This window comes from Anaeromassilibacillus senegalensis, from assembly GCF_001261775.1.
Classification (GTDB): domain Bacteria; phylum Bacillota; class Clostridia; order Oscillospirales; family Acutalibacteraceae; genus Anaeromassilibacillus; species Anaeromassilibacillus senegalensis.
The window spans coordinates 964,535-983,779 of sequence record NZ_LN868538.1; the positions used below are offsets into that span (position 1 = coordinate 964,535).

11 protein-coding genes are annotated in these 19,245 nt (G+C 54.7%); 5 read left to right on the plus strand and 6 right to left on the minus strand.

What is annotated here, in order from left to right; translation table 11 throughout:
* Window positions 1–32: 32 nt before the first annotated feature.
* Window positions 33–3,596, minus strand: coding sequence for a pyruvate:ferredoxin (flavodoxin) oxidoreductase (gene nifJ / locus BN2106_RS14565; RefSeq protein WP_050699277.1), 3,564 nt, complete (start codon window positions 3,594–3,596; stop codon window positions 33–35).
* Between the two features lie 383 nt (window positions 3,597–3,979).
* Here nifJ and BN2106_RS14570 point away from each other — a divergent pair, with 383 nt between their 5' ends.
* Window positions 3,980–5,377, plus strand: a complete 1,398-nt coding sequence (locus tag BN2106_RS14570; RefSeq protein ID WP_082236531.1) for a hemolysin family protein — start codon at window positions 3,980–3,982, stop codon at window positions 5,375–5,377.
* A gap of 116 nt (window positions 5,378–5,493) precedes the next feature.
* A complete protein-coding gene (locus BN2106_RS14575) occupies window positions 5,494–6,000 on the plus strand; it encodes a hypothetical protein (RefSeq protein ID WP_154666549.1) in 507 nt (168 codons plus the stop codon).
* On the opposite strand, the gene BN2106_RS15685 is transcribed toward BN2106_RS14575, so the two are convergent.
* Window positions 5,972–6,223 carry a helix-turn-helix domain-containing protein gene (locus BN2106_RS15685; protein WP_330379849.1) on the minus strand — a complete coding sequence of 84 codons (252 nt, stop codon included), beginning with the start codon at window positions 6,221–6,223 and terminating at the stop codon, window positions 5,972–5,974. The genes BN2106_RS14575 and BN2106_RS15685 overlap by 29 nt on opposite strands.
* A 253-nt stretch (window positions 6,224–6,476) precedes the next feature.
* Between BN2106_RS15685 and BN2106_RS14580 the strand changes: the two genes are divergently transcribed.
* Window positions 6,477–7,022 carry a QueT transporter family protein gene (locus BN2106_RS14580; RefSeq protein WP_050699279.1) on the plus strand — a complete coding sequence of 182 codons (546 nt, stop codon included), beginning with the start codon at window positions 6,477–6,479 and terminating at the stop codon, window positions 7,020–7,022.
* A 44-nt stretch (window positions 7,023–7,066) separates the two neighbouring features.
* Window positions 7,067–8,449, plus strand: coding sequence for a TrkH family potassium uptake protein (locus BN2106_RS14585; RefSeq protein WP_050699280.1), 1,383 nt, complete (start codon window positions 7,067–7,069; stop codon window positions 8,447–8,449).
* A 221-nt stretch (window positions 8,450–8,670) separates the two neighbouring features.
* Here the strand turns inward: BN2106_RS14585 and BN2106_RS14590 are convergent, their stop codons facing one another.
* From BN2106_RS14590 to BN2106_RS14605, 4 genes are all read right to left on the minus strand, one after another.
* Entirely contained in the window at window positions 8,671–11,274 is a 2,604-nt protein-coding gene (locus tag BN2106_RS14590; RefSeq protein ID WP_050699281.1) for a TasA family protein, read from the minus strand.
* Window positions 11,275–11,550: 276 nt separating this feature from the next.
* Window positions 11,551–11,916 carry an MmcQ/YjbR family DNA-binding protein gene (locus tag BN2106_RS14595; RefSeq protein WP_050699282.1) on the minus strand — a complete coding sequence of 122 codons (366 nt, stop codon included), beginning with the start codon at window positions 11,914–11,916 and terminating at the stop codon, window positions 11,551–11,553.
* Between the two features lie 4 nt (window positions 11,917–11,920).
* Window positions 11,921–12,382, minus strand: a complete 462-nt coding sequence (locus BN2106_RS14600; RefSeq protein ID WP_050699283.1) for a VOC family protein — start codon at window positions 12,380–12,382, stop codon at window positions 11,921–11,923.
* 173 nt (window positions 12,383–12,555) lie between these two features.
* Window positions 12,556–12,768: a DUF378 domain-containing protein gene (locus BN2106_RS14605; protein ID WP_050699284.1), complete on the minus strand. Its 213-nt coding sequence runs from the start codon at window positions 12,766–12,768 to the stop codon at window positions 12,556–12,558.
* Between the two features lie 569 nt (window positions 12,769–13,337).
* Here BN2106_RS14605 and BN2106_RS14610 point away from each other — a divergent pair.
* A complete protein-coding gene (locus BN2106_RS14610; RefSeq protein ID WP_050699285.1) occupies window positions 13,338–18,755 on the plus strand; it encodes an NPCBM/NEW2 domain-containing protein in 5,418 nt (1,805 codons plus the stop codon).
* Window positions 18,756–19,245 lie beyond the last annotated feature (490 nt).

A 19,245-nucleotide genomic window follows, 5' to 3' on the forward strand; every position in this document is an offset into this window, starting at 1 on the left:
CAAAAAGGTCTATGCTGAATTTTGCATTTATCTTATTCGGTAATGCCTTTTGCGAGCTTCTCAAGATGCTCGTAGTTCTCCTTGGCAACCTGCTCCGCTTCTGTGAAGAGCTTCTCTGCACGCTCCGGGAACGCACGGGTCAGGGAGTTGTAACGAACCTCGCCCATGATGAAGTCGCGATAGCTGGCGGTCGGCGCCTTGCTGTCGAGCATGAACGGATTCTTGCCCTCTTCCTTGAGTCTCGGGTCGTAGCGGAAGTTCTGCCAGTAACCGGCCTCAACCGCCTTCTTCTCTTCCTTCTGCGCGATGCTCATACCGCCCTTAATGCCGTGGTTGATGCAGGGCGCGTAAGCGATGATCAGGGACGGGCCGTTGTAGCTCTCCGCTTCCTTGATCGCCTTGATGGTCTGGTTCATGTCAGCACCCATCGCGATGTGTGCCACATAAACATAACCGTAGCTCATGGCAATTGCCGGGAGATCCTTCTTCTTCGTCGCCTTACCGGTCGCCGCGAACTGCGCCACGGAGCCGATCGGGGTGGACTTGGAAGCCTGTCCGCCGGTGTTGGAGTACACTTCGGTATCGAAGACCAGGATGTTCACGTTCTCGCCGGAAGCAATGACATGATCCAGGCCGCCGAAGCCGATATCATATGCCCAGCCGTCGCCGCCGAAGATCCACATGGACTTCTTCGCGAGGAAGTCTTTGTCCTTCAGGGTCTTCTGGGACAGCTCACAGCCTGCCGCAGCAGCCTTCTCCAGCTCCGGAATCAGAGCGTCGGTGGCGGCGCGGTTGGTGCTGCTGTTGTCAAAGGTATCCAGATAGGTCTTGCAAGCATCCTTCATCTCTGCAGAGGCCTGCTCGGAAGCAGCAATCTTCTCCACATACTCAGCCAGTCTGCCGCGCACAGCGTTCTGTGCCAGCGTCATGCCAAGGCCGAACTCTGCGTTGTCCTCAAACAGGGAGTTGGACCATGCCGGGCCGTGACCCTTTTCGTTCATGGTGTACGGGGTAGACGGTGCGGAACCGCCCCAGATGGAGGAACAGCCCGTCGCATTGGCGATAAACATTCTATCGCCGAAGAGCTGGGTCACCAGCTTGGCATACGGAGTCTCACCGCAGCCTGCGCATGCGCCGGAGAACTCAAGCAGCGGCTGCTTGAACTGGCTGCCCTTGACGGTGGCCTCCTTGAACTTCTCGAGGACTTCCGGCTTCGGAGCCAGATTGCGGCCGTAGTTGAAGCCTTCCTGGCTCGGCAGCTGGGATTCCATCGGCTTCATGACGAGAGCCTTCTCGCCCTTCATGCCCGGGCAAACCTGTGCGCAGGAACCGCAGCCTGTGCAGTCCATCGCGGAGATCGTGATAGCAAACTTCATGCCCGGCATACCGGTCATGTCCTTAACCTTCTGGCTTTCCGGCGCGTTCTTCGCCTCTTCCTCTGTCATGACCGCCGGGCGGATAACCGCGTGCGGGCAGACATAGGAGCAGAAGTTACACTGGATACAATTTTCCGGCACCCACTGCGGAACATCGATCGCGATGCAGCGCTTCTCATAAGCGGAGGAGCCGTTCGGCGCGGTGCCGTCTTCCATGCCCAGGTTGACAAAGGCAGAAACCGGCAGTTCGTTGCCCTTATATTTGTTGCAGGGATTCAGGAAGCCGTCCACATAGGCGACGGTATCCGGGTTGCCCTCGGTCGCGGCGACAACCTTCTCCGCGTCCACAGCGTTCTTCCAGGACTCCGGCACGTTGACCTTGTGATACTCGGTCGCGCCGCGCTCGATCGCCGCATGGTTCATGGCGACAATCTTCTCGCCCTTCTTGCTGTAGGACTTGGTAGCGGCGTCCTTCATATACTGGATTGCCTCATCCTTCGGGATGATATTGGCAATGCTGAAGAATGCGGACTGCAGGATCGTATTGATACGGCTGCCCAGTCCGATTTCCTTGCCCAGCTTCACGCCGTCGATGGTGTAGAAGTTCACGTTGTTTTCCGCGATATACTTCTTCATCTTAGCCGGCAGATGCTGATCCAGCTCTTCGTCGCTCCACAGGCAGTTCAGCAGGAAGCTGCCGCCCGGCTTGACATCCTGCACCATGTCGTACTCGTCGACATAGGAGGGCTTATGGCAGGCCACAAAGTCGGCCTTGCTGACATAATAGGTGGATTTAATCGGCTTGTCGCCAAAACGCAGGTGGGAAACCGTCAGGCCGCCGGACTTCTTGGAGTCGTAAGCGAAGTAACCCTGTGCGTACATATCGGTGTGATCGCCGATGATCTTGATGGAGTTCTTGTTCGCGCCGACGGTGCCGTCCGCGCCAAGGCCCCAGAATTTACAGGAGGTGATACCCTTCGGCGTGGTATCCGGATTCTCTTTGACTTCCAGGGACAGGTTGGTGACGTCGTCCACGATGCCGATGGTGAAGCGCTTCTTCGGGGAATCGCTCTCCATGTTACGGAATACGGAAACGATGTGCGCCGGGGTGGTGTCCTTGGAACCGAGGCCGTAACGGCCGGTCAGAACCTTTACGCCGTCGAACTTGGTGCCGCTCAGAGCAGCCAGAACGTCCAGATACAGCGGCTCGCCAACGGAGCCCGGCTCTCTGGTTCTGTCAAGCACGGAGATGGTCTTGACCGTCTCCGGCAGGGAGTCGACCAGATAATCCGCGACAAACGGGCGATACAGGTGTACCTTGACCATACCGACCTTCTCGCCGGCAGCGTTCATGTAGTCCACAACTTCTTCCGCACACTCGCAGACGGAGCCCATCGCGATGATGACCTTGTCCGCATCCGGCGCGCCATAGTAGTTGAAGGGCTTGTAATCGGTGCCGATCTTCGCGTTGACCTGGTTCATGTAGTCCACAACGATCGCCGGAAGCGCATCGTAGAACTTGTTGCCGGCCTCGCTCGCCTGGAAGAACGTATCGTCGTTCTGCGCGGTGCCGCGGGTAACCGGATGCTCCGGGTTCAGGGAACGGCGGCGGTATGCGTCAACCGCATCCCAATCCAGCATGTCCGCCAGATCCTCATAGTCCCAGGTTTCAATCTTCTGAACTTCGTGGGATGTACGGAAACCATCGAAGAAATGGAGGAACGGCACACGGCCTTTGATAGCGGCAAGATGCGCTACAGCGCCCAGGTCCATGACCTCCTGCGGGCTGTTGGAGCAGAGCATTGCATAACCGGTCTGGCGGCACGCGTTAATGTCGGTGTGATCGCCAAAGATGCTCAGCGCATGGGTAGCGAGGGAACGGGCGGAGCAATGGATAACGCCCGGCAGGAATTCGCCGGCCATCTTATACATGTTCGGGATCATCAGGAGAAGGCCCTGGGAAGCGGTATACGTGGTGGTCAGCGCGCCGGCGGAAAGAGCGCCGTGCACCGCACCTGCCGCGCCGGCCTCGGACTGCATCTCGGTGACCTGTACTTCTCTTCCAAAGAGGTTCTTTCTGCCTACTGCGGCATACTTGTCCGTCTCATCTGCCATCGGAGAGGACGGGGTGATCGGGTAGATAGCAGCAACGTCTGTAAACGCATACGATACGTGCGCGGCAGCCGTGTTGCCATCCATGGTTTTTCTCTGTCTTGCCATATAATATTTTCCTCCTTTAAGGATATTGTATTTCTTCCGGTACAATACACCCACACTGTACCAATCTAAATTTTAGCATCTTTTATGGCGCATGTAAAGGAAAAAACGGGATTTGTATGGATAAAGTCGGAAGAAACAAACGGGTGGCTTCCAGAAAATTCCTTTTGCATCCGGCTTTGGGCGGAATTCCCCCGTTTGGGGCACGCAGGGCCGGTTTCCGTCCGATTGCGGTACTGCGCCCTCCAGACCTCGCCGCCGCGCGTTGCGTTGCGGCCCCGCGCGTCCGCAGCCTGTTTGACAGCCGGCGGCTGAATAGGCTACAATAAGAATTACCATACTAACATTATAATATGCAGGTTTTTCCTGCCGAAAGGGGAAAATTTATGCCTCCCGAACCCGCGGGCCATCTACTGTCCATGGGGGCGCAGGCCGTGCAGACGGCTGAAAGCTCCAGCGTCATCCTTCCGATCCTCCTGCTGATCGTCCTGATCCTGATCAACGCGTTTTTCGCCGCGTCGGAGATCGCCATCATCACGTTGAACGACAACCGCATCAAAAAGATGGCGGAGGAGGGCAACAAGAAGGCCAAACGCATTTTGAAGCTGACCAAGGACTCCAGCCGTTTCCTCGCCACCATTCAGGTGGGCGTGACGCTGGCGGGCTTTTTGACCTCCGCCGCAGCCGCGCAGACCTTTGCCGGAAAGCTGGCGGGCCTGTTTTCCTTTCTGCCCATTCCATACGACGTGCTGTCCGGCGTTTCCACCGTGCTGGTCACGCTGGTGCTTTCCTATTTCTCGCTGATTTTCGGCGAGCTGGTCCCCAAAAAGATCGCCATGCAGCGCGCGGAAAAGCTGGCGTTCCGCTTTGTCGGGGTCCTGCGCTGGGTTTCCGCCGCGTTCCATCCGTTCATCTCGTTTCTGACGCACTCCACCAACCTGGTGCTGCGCCTGATGGGCTTTGACCCCCACCAGAACGAACAGACCGTCACCGAGGAAGAAATTCTCATGATGGTGGACCAGGGCGAGGAAAAGGGCGTGATCGGCGAGAGCGCCAAGGACATGATTTCCAATATTTTTGACTTCAGCGATTCCACCGTCGACGAGGTGATGACGCACCGCACCGACGTTTCCGCCGTAGAGGATACCGCCACCATCCAGGACGTGGTAAACCTCTCCATTGAGGAGGGCTTCTCCCGCATCCCCGTGTACCACGAGGACCTGGATACCATTCTGGGCATCGTCTACGTCAAGGACCTTTTGCAGTATGTGGGCAAAGAGGCCCGGCAGGACACCCCCATTACCAGCCTGATGCGCACCGCCTATTTTGTGCCGGAAACCAAGCGCTGCAGCCAGCTCTTTACGGAGATGACGGAGCGCAAGGTGCAGATTGCCATTATCGTGGACGAATACGGCGGCACGGAAGGCATTATCACCATGGAGGACCTTCTGGAATCCATTGTGGGAAATATTCAGGACGAATACGACCACGAGGAAGAGGACATTTTTCAGGTGGGCGATAACAAATTCACTGTCGACGGCACCACGCCCATCGATGAAATCTCCGACCTGGTCGGTGTGGAACTCCCGGAGGGCGACTACGATACCATCGCGGGCTTCATGGTGGAGCAGCTGGGCCGCATTCCCAAACCGGAGGAGCACCCGAGCATCGATTTTGACCGGTTGACCCTGACCGTGATGGCGGTGGACGACCGGCGCATTGCAAAGCTGTTGATCGAAAAACATGTCCCAGAACCGGATGGCGAAGAGGACGAGGACGAATAGGACAGAGCGCAGATGCAAACACACGTTTTGCATGAAGTCTTTGCTGTCTCTTTTTAAAGCGACATATAGTCCCCGGCGAAAGCCGGAGAACAGAGAAAAGCCACAGAAGGAACTGGATGCCTCGCAAAGAACCATATCACTCGTTCCCACTCGCTCTTCTCAGGAAGAGAGTTCCGCTCCTTGCGAGGAGCGGCAAAGGGCGCTGCCCTTTGAACCTGCCACCTTTCAGAAAGGTGGAGAAACACGTTTTGACTATCACCTGCAAGGTAAAAATGATCCTCGCCGCCTTTAGACATATGTTAAGAATTGTCCGCAAGGTAAAAACGGTTTCCGCCGTAGGCGCGTCCCGACTGGAGGTCCAGAAAAGCGGTAAAACACATTTTACCTTTCACTCAGCGCTGCAAACAAAAAAGACTGTCCTGCACATCCACGTAAAGCTTTACTCAATTTTTCTCGAAAAATTGCAGATTCCAAAGGCAGAGCCTTTGGTCGCACGCCGCAGCGGGCGAAATCCCCATTATTATTTCATTATTAAAAAACATATTTATATCTCCCAGCCGGATGCATACGATAACGCTATGTCTCCGGCTGTTTTTATTCCTTTTTACGCCTCTGCTTTATGATTGGATATGGTTTGCTTATATAGGTACGCCCCAGTAAATAATCCGTACTCACACCATAATAATCCGCCCAACACACCAGGCAGTCCAACGGCATATTAGATACTCCACGCTCATAGTCCGAATACCTTGACTGCGCCACGTGCAGCAGCTTCGCTATTTTGCTCTGTGATAAATCATGATCTTCTCTCAAATCCCGCAGCCTTTGATAGACCATCTGTGTCATCTCTCCAGTATTAAAAGATTATCTGTATCATAACACAGCGAGTCCTTTCACATCAGTGATTTATCACTGATGTGTTCCCAAATTTGTGAGGTTTTTTGACCTCTCACTCCGCGGCTTTATGAAATCTTAATGGACACCTTGCTTTTATCTATGAATTGTAGTACATTAAGAGAACTGCCTGAAATATCATTTGCAATCAGGCGGGGTCAGTCGCAAGCTCCTGACCTTAAAGAAAACTACGGAGGAATTCAAAATGAGAAAACAGTCCCGCAGTGCGGTGTTTCTGGCGCAGGGCGCCATGATCGCCGCCGTCTACACCGTGCTCACCCTGATGGCCGCCGCGCTGAACCTGGCCTACGGCCCGGTCCAGTTCCGATTCTCGGAAGCGCTGACCATCCTTCCCCTGTTCACACCCGCCGCCATTCCCGGTTTGACGCTCGGCTGCCTGCTGAGCAACATTTTCAGCGGATACGGCGCGGCGGATATGATCTTCGGCACGCTGGCCACTTTCCTGGCGGCCGTGGGGACCCGCATGCTGCGGAACGTTCGTATAAAAAACATCCCTTGGCTCGCGCCCCTGCCGCCGGTGCTGTTTAACGCAGCCATCATCGGCGCGGAGATCGCGATTCTGACCCCGGGCGGGTTCCTGTGGTCCGGCTTTACCGCCGCCGCGCTTTCCGTCGGCCTGGGCGAACTGGCGGTCTGCTATCTGCTGGGCCTGCCGCTCGCCATTCTGCTGGAACGCACCGGCCTGGTCCGCTACCTTTCCACGGAACCGGTTCCATCGCTGCACCGCTGATTCCATATTACGCGCTTCTTTAATAACAACCGAGGTGATTTGAGTTGCAGGAAGGTCCGTCTTTATTCAAACGTGTCAAAAGCACCGCCCCTGTTCGTCTGATCGTCGCCAGCTTCCTTTTGATTATCCTGGTTGGTTCCGCACTGCTGGCAACGCCCTTCGCCACGCACAGCGGCGAGGCGACGCACTACGTGGACGCGTTGTTCACCGCCACCTCCGCCACCTGCGTCACGGGTCTTGTCCCCTTTGACACCTGGACGCATTGGAACGGCTTTGGGCAGATTGTCATTCTGTTCCTGATCCAGATCGGCGGCTTGGGCGTCGTGACCTTTACCACCGGCTTTACTCTGCTGGCCCGCCGGAAGCTGGGCCTGCGGGAGCTGCAGCTCGCCAGCGAAAACACGGCCGGGAACACCATGCACGTATACCAGCTGGTCAAGATCATTCTCGCCTTCACGATCTCCTGTGAACTGATCGGTGCGCTGGTGCTGATGCTGCGTTTTGTCCCGCAGTTCGGCATGCGCGGCGTTTGGGTTTCCCTGTTCATTGCCGTTTCAGCCTATTGCAACGCGGGATTTGACATTCTCGGCTTTCAAACGCCGGACGCCAGCCTGATGAACTACGCCGGGGACCCGCTGGTATGCATCCCCGTGGCACTGCTGATCATTCTGGGCGGCCTCGGTTTTATTGTCATCAACGACATCTACTTTGCCAAGCTGTCCCCCAAATTTCATAAAAAAAACATGATGCACCTCAATCTGCATTCCTGCATCGTCCTGCGCATGACATTGATCCTGCTGGTGATCGGCACCATTGGATTTTTGTTGTTTGAGTGGAACAACACTCTGCACAGTATGAACGTTGGAGAGAAAGTTCTGGCATCGTTCTTCCAGTCCACCAGCGCGCGGACGGCGGGCTTCGCCTCCATCGACATCGCGGGCGAACACGACATCACCAAGCTGTTTACCATTATCTTGATGTTCATCGGCGCGGCGCCCGCCGGCACGGGCGGCGGTATCAAGGTGACCACCTTTGTCGTACTGCTGGCCACAGTATACAGCGTGATGCGCGGCAACGAGGACACGACGATTCAACACCGGCGCATTGATAAAAGTACGGTTTACAAATCGCTCGCCATTGTCACCGTGGGCCTTTTGGTGGTCCTCTGTACCACCGGATTGATCCTCTCCCTGAACACACACCCGATCAGCGCGGTCGACGCGCTGTTTGAAGCGACTTCCGCCTTCGGCACGGTGGGCCTGACCGCAGGCGTCACGCCCCATTTGAGTTTTGCGTCGAAGCTGGCCGTCAGCTTTACCATGTTTATCGGGCGCGTCGGGCCGATCTCCTTGGCGCTGGCAATCGCCATGAAGCGCGCGCGGTATAAGGGGTCCGTTTTGCCGGAGGGCAAGGTCGTCGTCGGTTGATCAAAAAGAATACACCGCCTCCTGCTGGAAATGAAAGTCCAACGTGAGGCGGTTTTCTATTCTGTTTTTATATACAAATCGTATATATTATATTTTAATTTCCAGTTTGTTGTTTAAAGAATCTGTTATCGAACAAGCAAGGGCCGGTCCCCGTAGTTTTAACGGGAACCGGCCCTTGCCGATTGTTTTGCTTTATTTTAAGAGTACGATTTTTGCTTTCTTTACTTAAGCGTCGGATAACCGCCGTCCGCAATGTTCCAGATGGAGCCGTTCCAGCCCGCGCCCGTGTAGGTAGCGGCGGTTTGCATCTCTTCCGCCGTTTTGCCCAAGCCGCGATATTTGTCGGTATCCCAACCAGTATAAACCTGGTTGTTGCGGTACAGGTTGCCCTTCTGGAAGAAGACCGTATTGGCAATGATCTTTTCCGTGGTACCATTCTCCATTTCGCCAACCGTCGGGTGCGTCCAGGTATCCGTATTACCATAGCTGTCAGTCAGCGCGTACACCTTACTTGTAGTATAGCAATAGGAAATGCTGCCAGAATTGTAGCCGCACAGGCCGCCTGCCCGCGCACCTTTCACTGTACCAGTGGAATAGCTGTTGATCAGCGTACCGTTGTTGCTGCCAGTAAGGCCGCCATAGTAGTAATGAGCGGTTGCTTGATAGCCTGTGCCCGGATTCGCCTTTACATTTGCAGAGGATGAACAGCCTTTGATGACTCCAGTTGTATCGTTCCATCCGACAATGCCGCCGACTTCCCAGATATTCTTCGTCCAATCTCCTGCCGTGATATTGCCGCTGATGGAACAGTTTTCAATTTTACCCTGATTCCAACCCACCAGCATACCGGAATTGCTGTGCGCATTGACCGCGCCGTCCAATTTCAAATTGTGAATTGTTCCAGAGGAATAGCTGAACAGACCGTTGAAGCTTTTCAGTGTTCCGACATTCATCCCTGTAATGCTCTTTCCGTTGCCGTTCAGATCACCGGTGAAAACGTTTTCGCTCGGCTCGTATGACGTTCCATTCCAGGGATCGTCAATTCTGTTTAACTCGCCAATCGGTGTCCAATTGGGGAAATCGGTGCTCAGGTCGATGTCGTCCGCCAGAATAAACTTGCAGTGCGGATGGTTTCGAATGTTATCAAAGTCTGCCGCAGTCTTAATCACATGCTTATACGTCGGGTCCGGGCAGTCCGGATTATCCGGTTCTTCCGGATCGGTGCCGCCCTGCTTTACCTTCACCGTGAAAGTTACGACTGCCGGGCCGTTTTCCACTGGAATGGATACATTTTGCTCCTGCTGGCTTGCCGCCACAGGATCGTATTCATAGCCGTCCGGGACTGCCACCAGGTAGGTCGTATCTTCCAGACCTTCCTCATCCGCAGCCTTAAAGAGATAAGTTCCTTTTACCAGACCGGAATAGACTTTTGTTGTCAATACATTTGCCGTGTTTTCTTTATCGACAAAATCTACGCGCACCTGGTAGGCCTCCGGGTGTTCGCCCGGGTCGGGATCGGTGCCGCCCTCCTTCACCTTGACCGTGAAGGTTACGACTGCCGGGCCGTTCGCTACCGGGATCGCTACATTTTGTTCCTGCTGGTCTGCCGCCGCGGGATCGTATTCATAGCCGTCCGGGGCCGCCACAGAATACACATTGCCAGCTACACCTTCCGCATCCGCGGCCTTAAAGAGATAGGCTCCCTTTACTAAGCCAGAATAGGTTTTCGTGGTATAAACGGTCTCTTGATTCTCTTTGTCAGCAAACTTAACAAGCACCTGGTACGCTTCCGGATTCTTATCCGGGTCGGGATCGGTGCCGCCGCCCTCTTTCAGCTTGACGGTAAAGGTAACGGACGCGGGATCGACCGTTCCGGCTTCCTTGTCCAGCGTAATGTCGCGGGAATCGCCCGGCGTAACCAGTTCATAATGGTTGTCCAGCTTTGCCGTATTCGGGAAAAGCTTCGTCTCGGTCGCGCCATTCAGGAAAGTCACCTTATGCGTATAGGTGCTCTCCACCTGTGTTCCATCCTCTGTGGCCCATTTGACTTCGACGTCTTTTGTCACTGGTTTTTCCGGCGGGGTGATCTCGCCCGCGCCCGGATCGTCCGCCTGATACGCGTTCACGGTAAACCAGCCGTGGAAGTGCTTGGCCTGGTACTTGTTGTCCGTGTTATCCGGCAGATAGCCGCCGATTACATACTGTACGCTCTCATCCGCGCCGAGAACCTGCGGCAGGGTGTAGCCCTGCGGCTCATCTTTTGCTGTCTCATTCAGGTTGACGCCTTCCACGCGCACCCAGTTTGCTTTTTCTCCCTCTGCCGCCGTGTTTTCATAGACAACGATCTGAAGCACTTCTTTCAAAACATAGGGTGCTTCGTTGCATTTCAAAACGCCGTCCTGCTTGACGCCGCCCGTGCCGTTGTCCACCACATTGATCACGTCGTCCGTCATCGGGCCCATGTCCTGCACGGAAAAATTGATTACCGCGGGCAACGTGCCGCCGTTGTGGACGGTTACCGGCTGGAAATACACCGGTGTGTAGCTTGAAAAACCTTCCTGATTTGTGTTGGAGATGGAGCCGTCTTCATTGACCTTTAGTTCAGCATCGAACTGACCAAGGGTCAGCGGGCGCAGGTTTTTGAACTCCAGTTCCGCGCCGGCCGGCTTATCCGGGGTGACAGAGATGTCCAGCACACCCGCCGCAAAGTTGGCGTTCACCTTCTCTGTGTCCGTAAACCACGCCATGGTTCCGCCCACCAACAGGCTCAGCACCAGCAGAATGGAGAGACCGGACAGTGCGATTCTCTTTTTGCTTGCTTTCATACGTTCTTCCTCCTGACAGTTTCAAATTTCCTGATTTTTCAGGATATTTAGATATATTATAGCATCATTACCCGGTAATTTCCTGCAAATTACCAGTAATTTATACAAAAAATGTCAGTCACAACACCCGTAGTCCTTTATACATTTTGTCTAACCGAAAATATTCCTTAGCCTGTCAAGCAATCCTCTTGTTCCCTATTTGTTTTTTACAGCAAAAGGCCGCCGTAGAGCTACAGCTCCACAGCGGCATCTGCATTTTTAAAAAATCGATCCTATTCAGACCTGCAAAAACTCTGCCTGCTTTTTCTTTGGCAGGCTGGACAGCACCAGCCGGTATGCCTGGTCGATCATCTCCCGAACCGTTTCGTCCGGCACATCGGCGTCCAGATACAGGGAGTTCCAATGTTCTTTGTTCATGTAGTATCCCGGCACTACCTTTGGGTACTGCGCGCGCAGGAACTGCCCAAACGCCGGTTCCAGCTTGATCGTAAAGATGGGTTTTCCGGTCTTATCGCCGCCCAGCATGGCAAACATCTTGCCGCCGATCAGGAAGCGTTCCGCCTCCCACTCAGCCTTATACTCCTGCACCGCGCCCTTCTTCTCCAGGCAATACGCGGGAATCCATGAATAATTTGTCTCCATCGCCTTACTGCATGCACATCCGGACAAACCCGATCGGATGCTGGATCATCTCCGCGACCTGCTCCGGGGTATTGCCCTCCGCCAAAAACTTTTTCGCCAGATATACCATGGACTCGCCCACCTCGATGATGTGCTTGTCCGGGTCGTAAATGCGGATAACACGCTGTTTCCAGTCGTATGTCTTCACCTCATGAACCCATTCGACCTCCGGATGCGCTTTCAACAATGCAAGGAACCCGTCAAAATCGTCCGTTTCAAAATACAATTCCATATTGTGGGGTCTTTCCAGAATGGAATCCGCCGGCAGGCCTGTCAGCCACGCATAATCCTGCTGTAGGGAGAAACCGCCGTCCATCACAACATTCAGGCCGTGATCCATAGCGACCTTCTGGCCAAACAACTCTCCGTAAAACTTCTTAGAAACTTCCACATCTTTTACTGCGATTAAAGGCGCACAAAATGTCATATCCTTCACCTCAACAATTTTTTTGGTAAAAGCTTACCTTATATATATTATAGGCGGCGGGGTATTCGCGGAATTGTAAAAAACAGACTTCCTCCATATGCAAAAAGGCTCCATTTTCTGCCTGCCGGAATGACAGGCGGAAAACGGAGTCCTTTTCACGAAATCACGGTCCGCTAACTGGCGTGCGGCACGTAGTCGTCGTTGTGACGGAACAGCATGGAAACGCACCAGACGGCGGAGAGCGCAACGATCACATAGATGATGCGGCTGATCAATCCCGCCGTACCGCCGCCGATCCAGGCGACCAGGTCAAACTGGAACAGGCCTACAAGGCCCCAGTTTAATCCGCCGATGATCAGCAGAGTCAAGGCAATTTTATCAAGCATAATCTCTCTCCTTTGAATGTTTCATTCAAAATGGATTTTAGCGGAACAATCCGCACGCTGAAAGTTTTTCCCGTTTGGTGCAAATTATACGTTCATCGGCGAAGGCTTCCGAAAAACGGTTGTTTTTAAACCAAATTTAACCGGATCAAAACGTTCCCTTTATTTAACAAGGGTATGATAGAAAACAGAAAAACCATCCGCTCGCTTTCCTGAATTTTAAAATAGAAGCATCCCTCAACCGCCAAAGGCCTGCGTTTGCAGGCTTTTGGCGGTTTTTTGATCAAAACACAACCCCTCCACAAAACGAACCGTTTTACAAACTTGTCACAATTTATGCTTTTATGGATTTTTGTTGCCAATATATGTATTTATGTCTTAATTTCTTAGAAACATCTTCCTTTTTGATGTAAAAATGTTAATATAAATTAATTTATTTGTGATTTTATTTTTATATAAATTTATCGAAACCTCCATTCCCTGGCATTTTTTATCCAGATGTAAAAGCGGCCCAGCAGCCGTTTTTTGCATAGACAGACTGTTGTCATTATCTGTGAGAAGGAGAGAGAAAAGTGAAGAGAGCAAAGAAACTCATTAGTATCCTGCTCTGCGCCGCACTGCTCTGCCCGGCGTCCACCGCGGCCTTTGCCGCATCGGACATCACCGCACCGAGCGAAGTTGCACCGCACATCCTGACGACGCTGCCCACGGCAGCCGCGGGCGTTGCGCAGAATACCCTGACCCTTTCCGGCTCCAACAGGATTGTTGGAGAAACAGCGGAAAGCGCAAAAGCAAAAGAGGACCTGCTGGCACAGCAGGAAGCAGAGGCAGCCGGGAAGCTGCCGCCCCAGATGGGTTGGTCCACCTGGAATTTCTTCCGTGAAAAGATCAATGAGGAAAAGGCCATGGACGCCGCCAAAGCATTGGTGAGCACCGGCCTGAACGAGCACGGCTATGTCTATTTCAACCTGGACGACTGCTGGCAGTCCAGTATGCGCGACGAAAACGGCAACATGCAGTTTGACCTGACGGGCTTCCCGAGCGGCCCGCAGTTCATCAAGAACGTCAATGCCCTCGCGGGCCCGGATTCCGAGCATCCGCTCCGTGTCGGCGTGTACAGCTCCTGCGGCGACCTCACCTGTGAGGACATGCCCGGCGCAGCAGGCTACGAGGAAAAAGACGCCCGGACTTTTGCCGAGTGGGGCGTCGAATACCTCAAATACGACTACTGCCATGTAGTGGACATGGAAACCGATTCTTATACACACAGCATTAAAGCACCCGATGTGGATTACCTCTCCGTTGCAAAGGCCGGCACGCCTGAGGGAGAAAGAATCCAGGCGGAGACCGCCGAACTCTCCGGCGCAGCATCCACTGTCCGTTGCGGCAAATGCGACGGCACCGGCTATGTAACCGGCCTGAACGCCAACGGCGGTGCGATCACATTCAAAAAGACCGTGGAAGAGGCGGGCCGCTATGTGCTGACCGTTGGCTTCCACAAGTCGGCATCCATCGTTTCCAAATTTATTTCTGCACAGGTAAACGGCGGCAAGGTATATGACACCGAGATTCCGCGCACCAGCGGCTGGAGCGGCACCGGCAGACAGCAGATGTATATTGATCTGGAAGCCGGCGAAAATACCATTAAAATTTTCAATCCCATCGACGGCCAGAAGGCGGACTCCATCCGCCGCTACAGCAAGATGGGAAATGCGCTCAAGGAATCAACCGCGCAGGTCGCGGAGGAAACCGGCAATCCGGAAAAGCCGCTTTTCTTCTCCGTGTGTGAGCACGGCAGAACCAGCCCTTGGACCTGGGCCGGCGATTTTGCCAACTCCTGGCGAACCACCCACGACATCTCCGACAGTTGGAGTTCCATGATCGGCAACTATGAGATAAACGTAAATCTTTGGTCTTATCAGAAGCCGGGCACCTATAACGACCCCGATATGCTCGAAGTCGGCGTCGGCAATCTGACAGCGGATGAAAACCAGGCGCACTTCTCCCTGTGGTGCATGATGAACTCCCCGCTGATTCTCGGTTGCGACGTCCGTAACTTTGTGGATCCGGAAAGCCCGGACGGTGTGGACCATTCTGCCAACAACAACGCGTATGACATCATCACCAATCAGGATGTTATCGACATCAATCAGGACCCGCTGCTCCTGCAGGGCAAGCGCATTTCCACCGCGGACGGCATTGACATCCTGGTCAAGCCGCTTTCCGGCGGCGATGCGGCTGTTCTCTTCCTGAACAAAAATGCGGCTAACGGCGCGTCCGCCAGCATCGACCTCTCTGCTCTGGCAGAGATGGATGACCGCATTACACTTCCCTCCGCTTCTGCTTATAAAGTGAAGGATCTGTGGAGCGGTGAAGAAGCCGTAATCGGCACTTCTCTGAATTCCGGTGCGATTCCGACGCACGGCACGCAGATGTACCGCGTCAGCAAAGTGGAGGCTGGTTCGGTCGACAAGCTGGGCACCATCAAGATCGATATGCCCAACACGGTTTTCAGCGCGGGAGAAACCGCTTCCGTCGGCGTAGTTGTTGAAAACGTCGGCAGGGAAACCATGAAAAATGTCAACGTCGCGTTCAGCGCACCGGAAGGCTTTACGATCACCGGCGGCGAGACCATCGACGCTCTGGCTCTGAATGAGAAGAAAACCGTTACCTTTGAGGTAACCATGCCGGAAACGGCTTCCAACACCATTGCGAAGCCCGCGGACGATTATATTCTTTCCGCAACGGCTTCCTATCGCTACGACGGCGACACTGAGGATACCTCAAAGCTCGCCACCAAGGCGATCAAAGTCGCCGTGGCGCCGCAGAATACGGTGACCAAGCTGGGCGACCATCCGTGGCTGAGCTCCACCACCGGCTGGGGAACCATCAAGCGCAACAAGTCCATCGATGGCAATGTGCTTCGCCTGGGCGGCGAAACCTACACCTCCGGTATCGGCGTACACGCCGTCTCTGACATCACCCTTTATCTGGGCGGCGGCAGCTACAACTTCCATTCCTTCATTGGTGTGGACCAGGAGATGCAGGTTGATACCTCCAGCATTGAGTTCGAGGTTCTGGCCGACGGCAAGAGCATCTACAACTCCGGCGTCATGAAGGCCAACGAGCGCAAAGAGGTCAACCTTAACATTACCGATTGCCGCGTTTTGACCCTGCACATCGGCGACGCGGGCGACGGCATCGGTTCCGACCACGGCGACTGGGCGGATGCAACCCTGACAAAGACGGACGACGTGAAGACCTATCAGATCAACATTGCTGATACGCTCAATGGTACTGTTACAACCGATCCCGCCGATACTGTTATGGACGGCATGCCGGTAACCGTTACCTTTACGCCGGACGAGGGTTATACCACCCACATGGCGATCGTCAACAACGAGGTCGTCGTTCCGGTAAACAACCAGCACACCGTATCCAACGTCAAGACGGATCTGGACATTTCCGCTGAATTTGTCAAGGAAGGCGAAACCGGCACACAGAAGGCCATCGTTTCCGCCGGTTCCGTGGACGCGCAGGAAGTCGATTTTGGCACTGCGTTTGCTTCGCTTAACCTGCCGAAGACACTCGCCCTGCAGCTGGAAGGCGGCCTGACCGCGACGGTTCCGGTTGTCTGGAACAGCGAGGATTACAGCCCGGTTCAGTCCGGCGCACAGACGATCACCGGTATGCTGACGCTGCCAGCCTGCATTGTCAACAGCAACGGCGTGGAAGTGAAGGCCGTTGTCAATGTCGGCGAAGAAACCGCGCGCAACGTTGCGCCGGAAGCAACCGCAAGCTGCCCGAGCGGCGCTGCTGCCTCTGGTAAGCAAGCCGGCTTTATCAACGACAACATCTTTGACGACCAGGAGCCGGGTGCAAACGGCAACGGCGTATTCGCGTTCGCAAGCAACACAACCGCGGACAAAAAATATCTGGACCTCACCTGGGACAACCCGGTCGATCTCGACAGCGTAAAACTCTATACGTACTTTGCGAAGGATCAGGGCGTTACCAATTTTGACGTGCTGGTTTCCTCCGACGGCGGCGCAACCTTTACAAAAGCAGCGTCTTCCGGCGACATCAACTGGCCGTCCCCGTCTACGGAAAGAGAGCAGGCCGTGAAAGAGGTCGTCTTCAGTGAGACCGCAAAGAACGTGAACGTCCTGCGCATCATGGTCAACAAGGCCAACCTCAAGTGGAACGGCGGCGTAATCACCGAGTTCCAGGCCTTTGGCATGAATTCCAAGACAGACAATCAGGTAACTGTAAATTTTTCGGAGCCCGTTAACGGTAAGATTTCGGCAGCTACAGACAGTGGCGAAATCGTTGCGGGCACAAAGGTAGCTGCCGGAACAAATATCACCTTTACCTTTACCCCCAACGATGGATACCGTGTCAAGACCGCGACCATCAACGGCGAAGCCGTTACCCTGACCGCGGACAATACCTACACCGTGGAGAACGTCCAGGCGGACGTCGCCGCGGATGCGGAATTCGAGGCGGACGTACCCACGGAGCGCGCGCTGACCGTCAACTACAGCGGTAAGAAAGTCAGCCTGACCGTGGACGGTGAGGAACAGCGCCTGGCGGACCTGCTCGGTTCCTACAAGGCGGACGTCCTCTCCAAGACGGAGCTGCTGCTGGCCTTTGCGCCGGCGGTGGAAGGCAGAGAGATCGCCGGTGTATCTGTCAACGAACAGGCGCAGACGGTGACCGACTCCGCAGCCTTCTCTTATGACTTCACCATGCCGAACGCGGACACCACGCTGCGCTTCGACTTTACGATCGTCAACAAGATGATCCTGCGTTCCACAATCGAAACCGCCGAGAGCCTCCAGGAGGGCAACGAGTACAAGACCGCTATCCCGACAGTCAAGAAGTTCTTCGACAAATCTCTGGATGCGGCTGTCAAGGTGGAAACCGACAAGGCGGCCACCCAGACTGCCATCGACAACGCGTGGAAAGACATGCTCAAGGCGATCCAGATGCTCAGCTTCCAGGCGGGCGACAAGACCGCGCTGAACGCACTGCTGGAGAACTGCGCGCTGTTCGTCGAAGAAGACTACACCGCGGAGAGCTGGGCGGCCTACGAGACGGCTCTCGCAGAAGCACAGGCAGTCGCGGACGATGAAGACGCCCTGCAAAAGGACATCGACAAGGCTTACGACGATCTGATGAAGGCCGCCACTTCCCTGAAGTACCTGGCGGACAAGGACAGCCTGCGCACCCTGGTGACAGAAGCACAGAACCTTGACCTCGACAAGTACCTGGACGACGGCAAGGCGCACTTCAGCGACATGCTGGCGGCGGCGGAAGACGTTCTCGAAAACGAAAAAGCCACCCAGAAGCAGATCAACGAAGCGGAACAGAACCTGGCCGACGCCATGTCGGCGCTCCGCCTGATCCCGAGCAGAGACGCCCTGAAGGACCTGCTCGGCATGGTCGAAGCGTTGGATTACAGCAAGTACACGGATACCAGTGTTGCGGCGCTGAAAGCGTCTATCAATCTGGCGAACGGCGTGCTGGATGATCCGAACGCAACCGACGAGGAAGTCGCGGATGCATTTGAGCTTGTCACCAACGCTTATAGCAGCTTGAAGCTGAAGCCGGAAAACAACACCTCCAAGGGCTCCAGCAGCCGTACACCGTCCTACGGCAACCTTTACGGTGCACAGGGTGTCGCGGTTGTGAACGCGGCGCAGAACATTGTAACAACCGCTTCCGTCCGTTCCGACACCACCGTTGACTTCACCCTGAAGAGAGGCAGCGCATACTGCTTCAAGATGACGGTTATCAACGGCAGCAATGCGACCCCGAACTTCACCGTCGGCAACGGCAATGTGCTCAAGACCCAGTTTGTGGCGAAGATCGGCAGCGATTACTATTACAGAGTCTACGCCGTCGGCGCACCGGGCCAGAGCACGGGTGTGTACACCACGCTGGCAGGTGAAGCACCGCAACAGCACTGTGTGGTAACGGTTGGCTGATTGCTGCCACTGAAAACCACCGTAGGTGCGAATGACGTTGTACGTCCGCAGAAGCATTGTGTAGTTACAATTGGCTAAGAGATTCGTTTGAGCCAATTGAGAGAGTCGCCTCTTGGCGAACAGAGCTTGGAAATACCCTGTTTTGAAAGAGGCTTCCACTGAAAAGCACTGTAGGTGTGATGGACGCTGCGCGTCCGCCGCACCGCCGCAGCGCTGTATGGTAACCATCGGCTAAAAACTTGTATGGATCGATCCAGTGAACCGCCTGTTTATGAACAGCGCCGGAAGGTGCTCTACTCTAAAAGAGGCTGTCACGGAACATCATCGCAGACGCGAACGATGCTGCGCGTCCGCCTCCCGGGCGATACACAGTTATGGCAAACAAAGGATCACCGTAGACGCGAACAACACCGCGCAGACACGATTCGGCTCGTGATCCGCGTCAGAACTGCAATGTAAAGACCGGTTTATGCATTCCAGAACCCCTGTC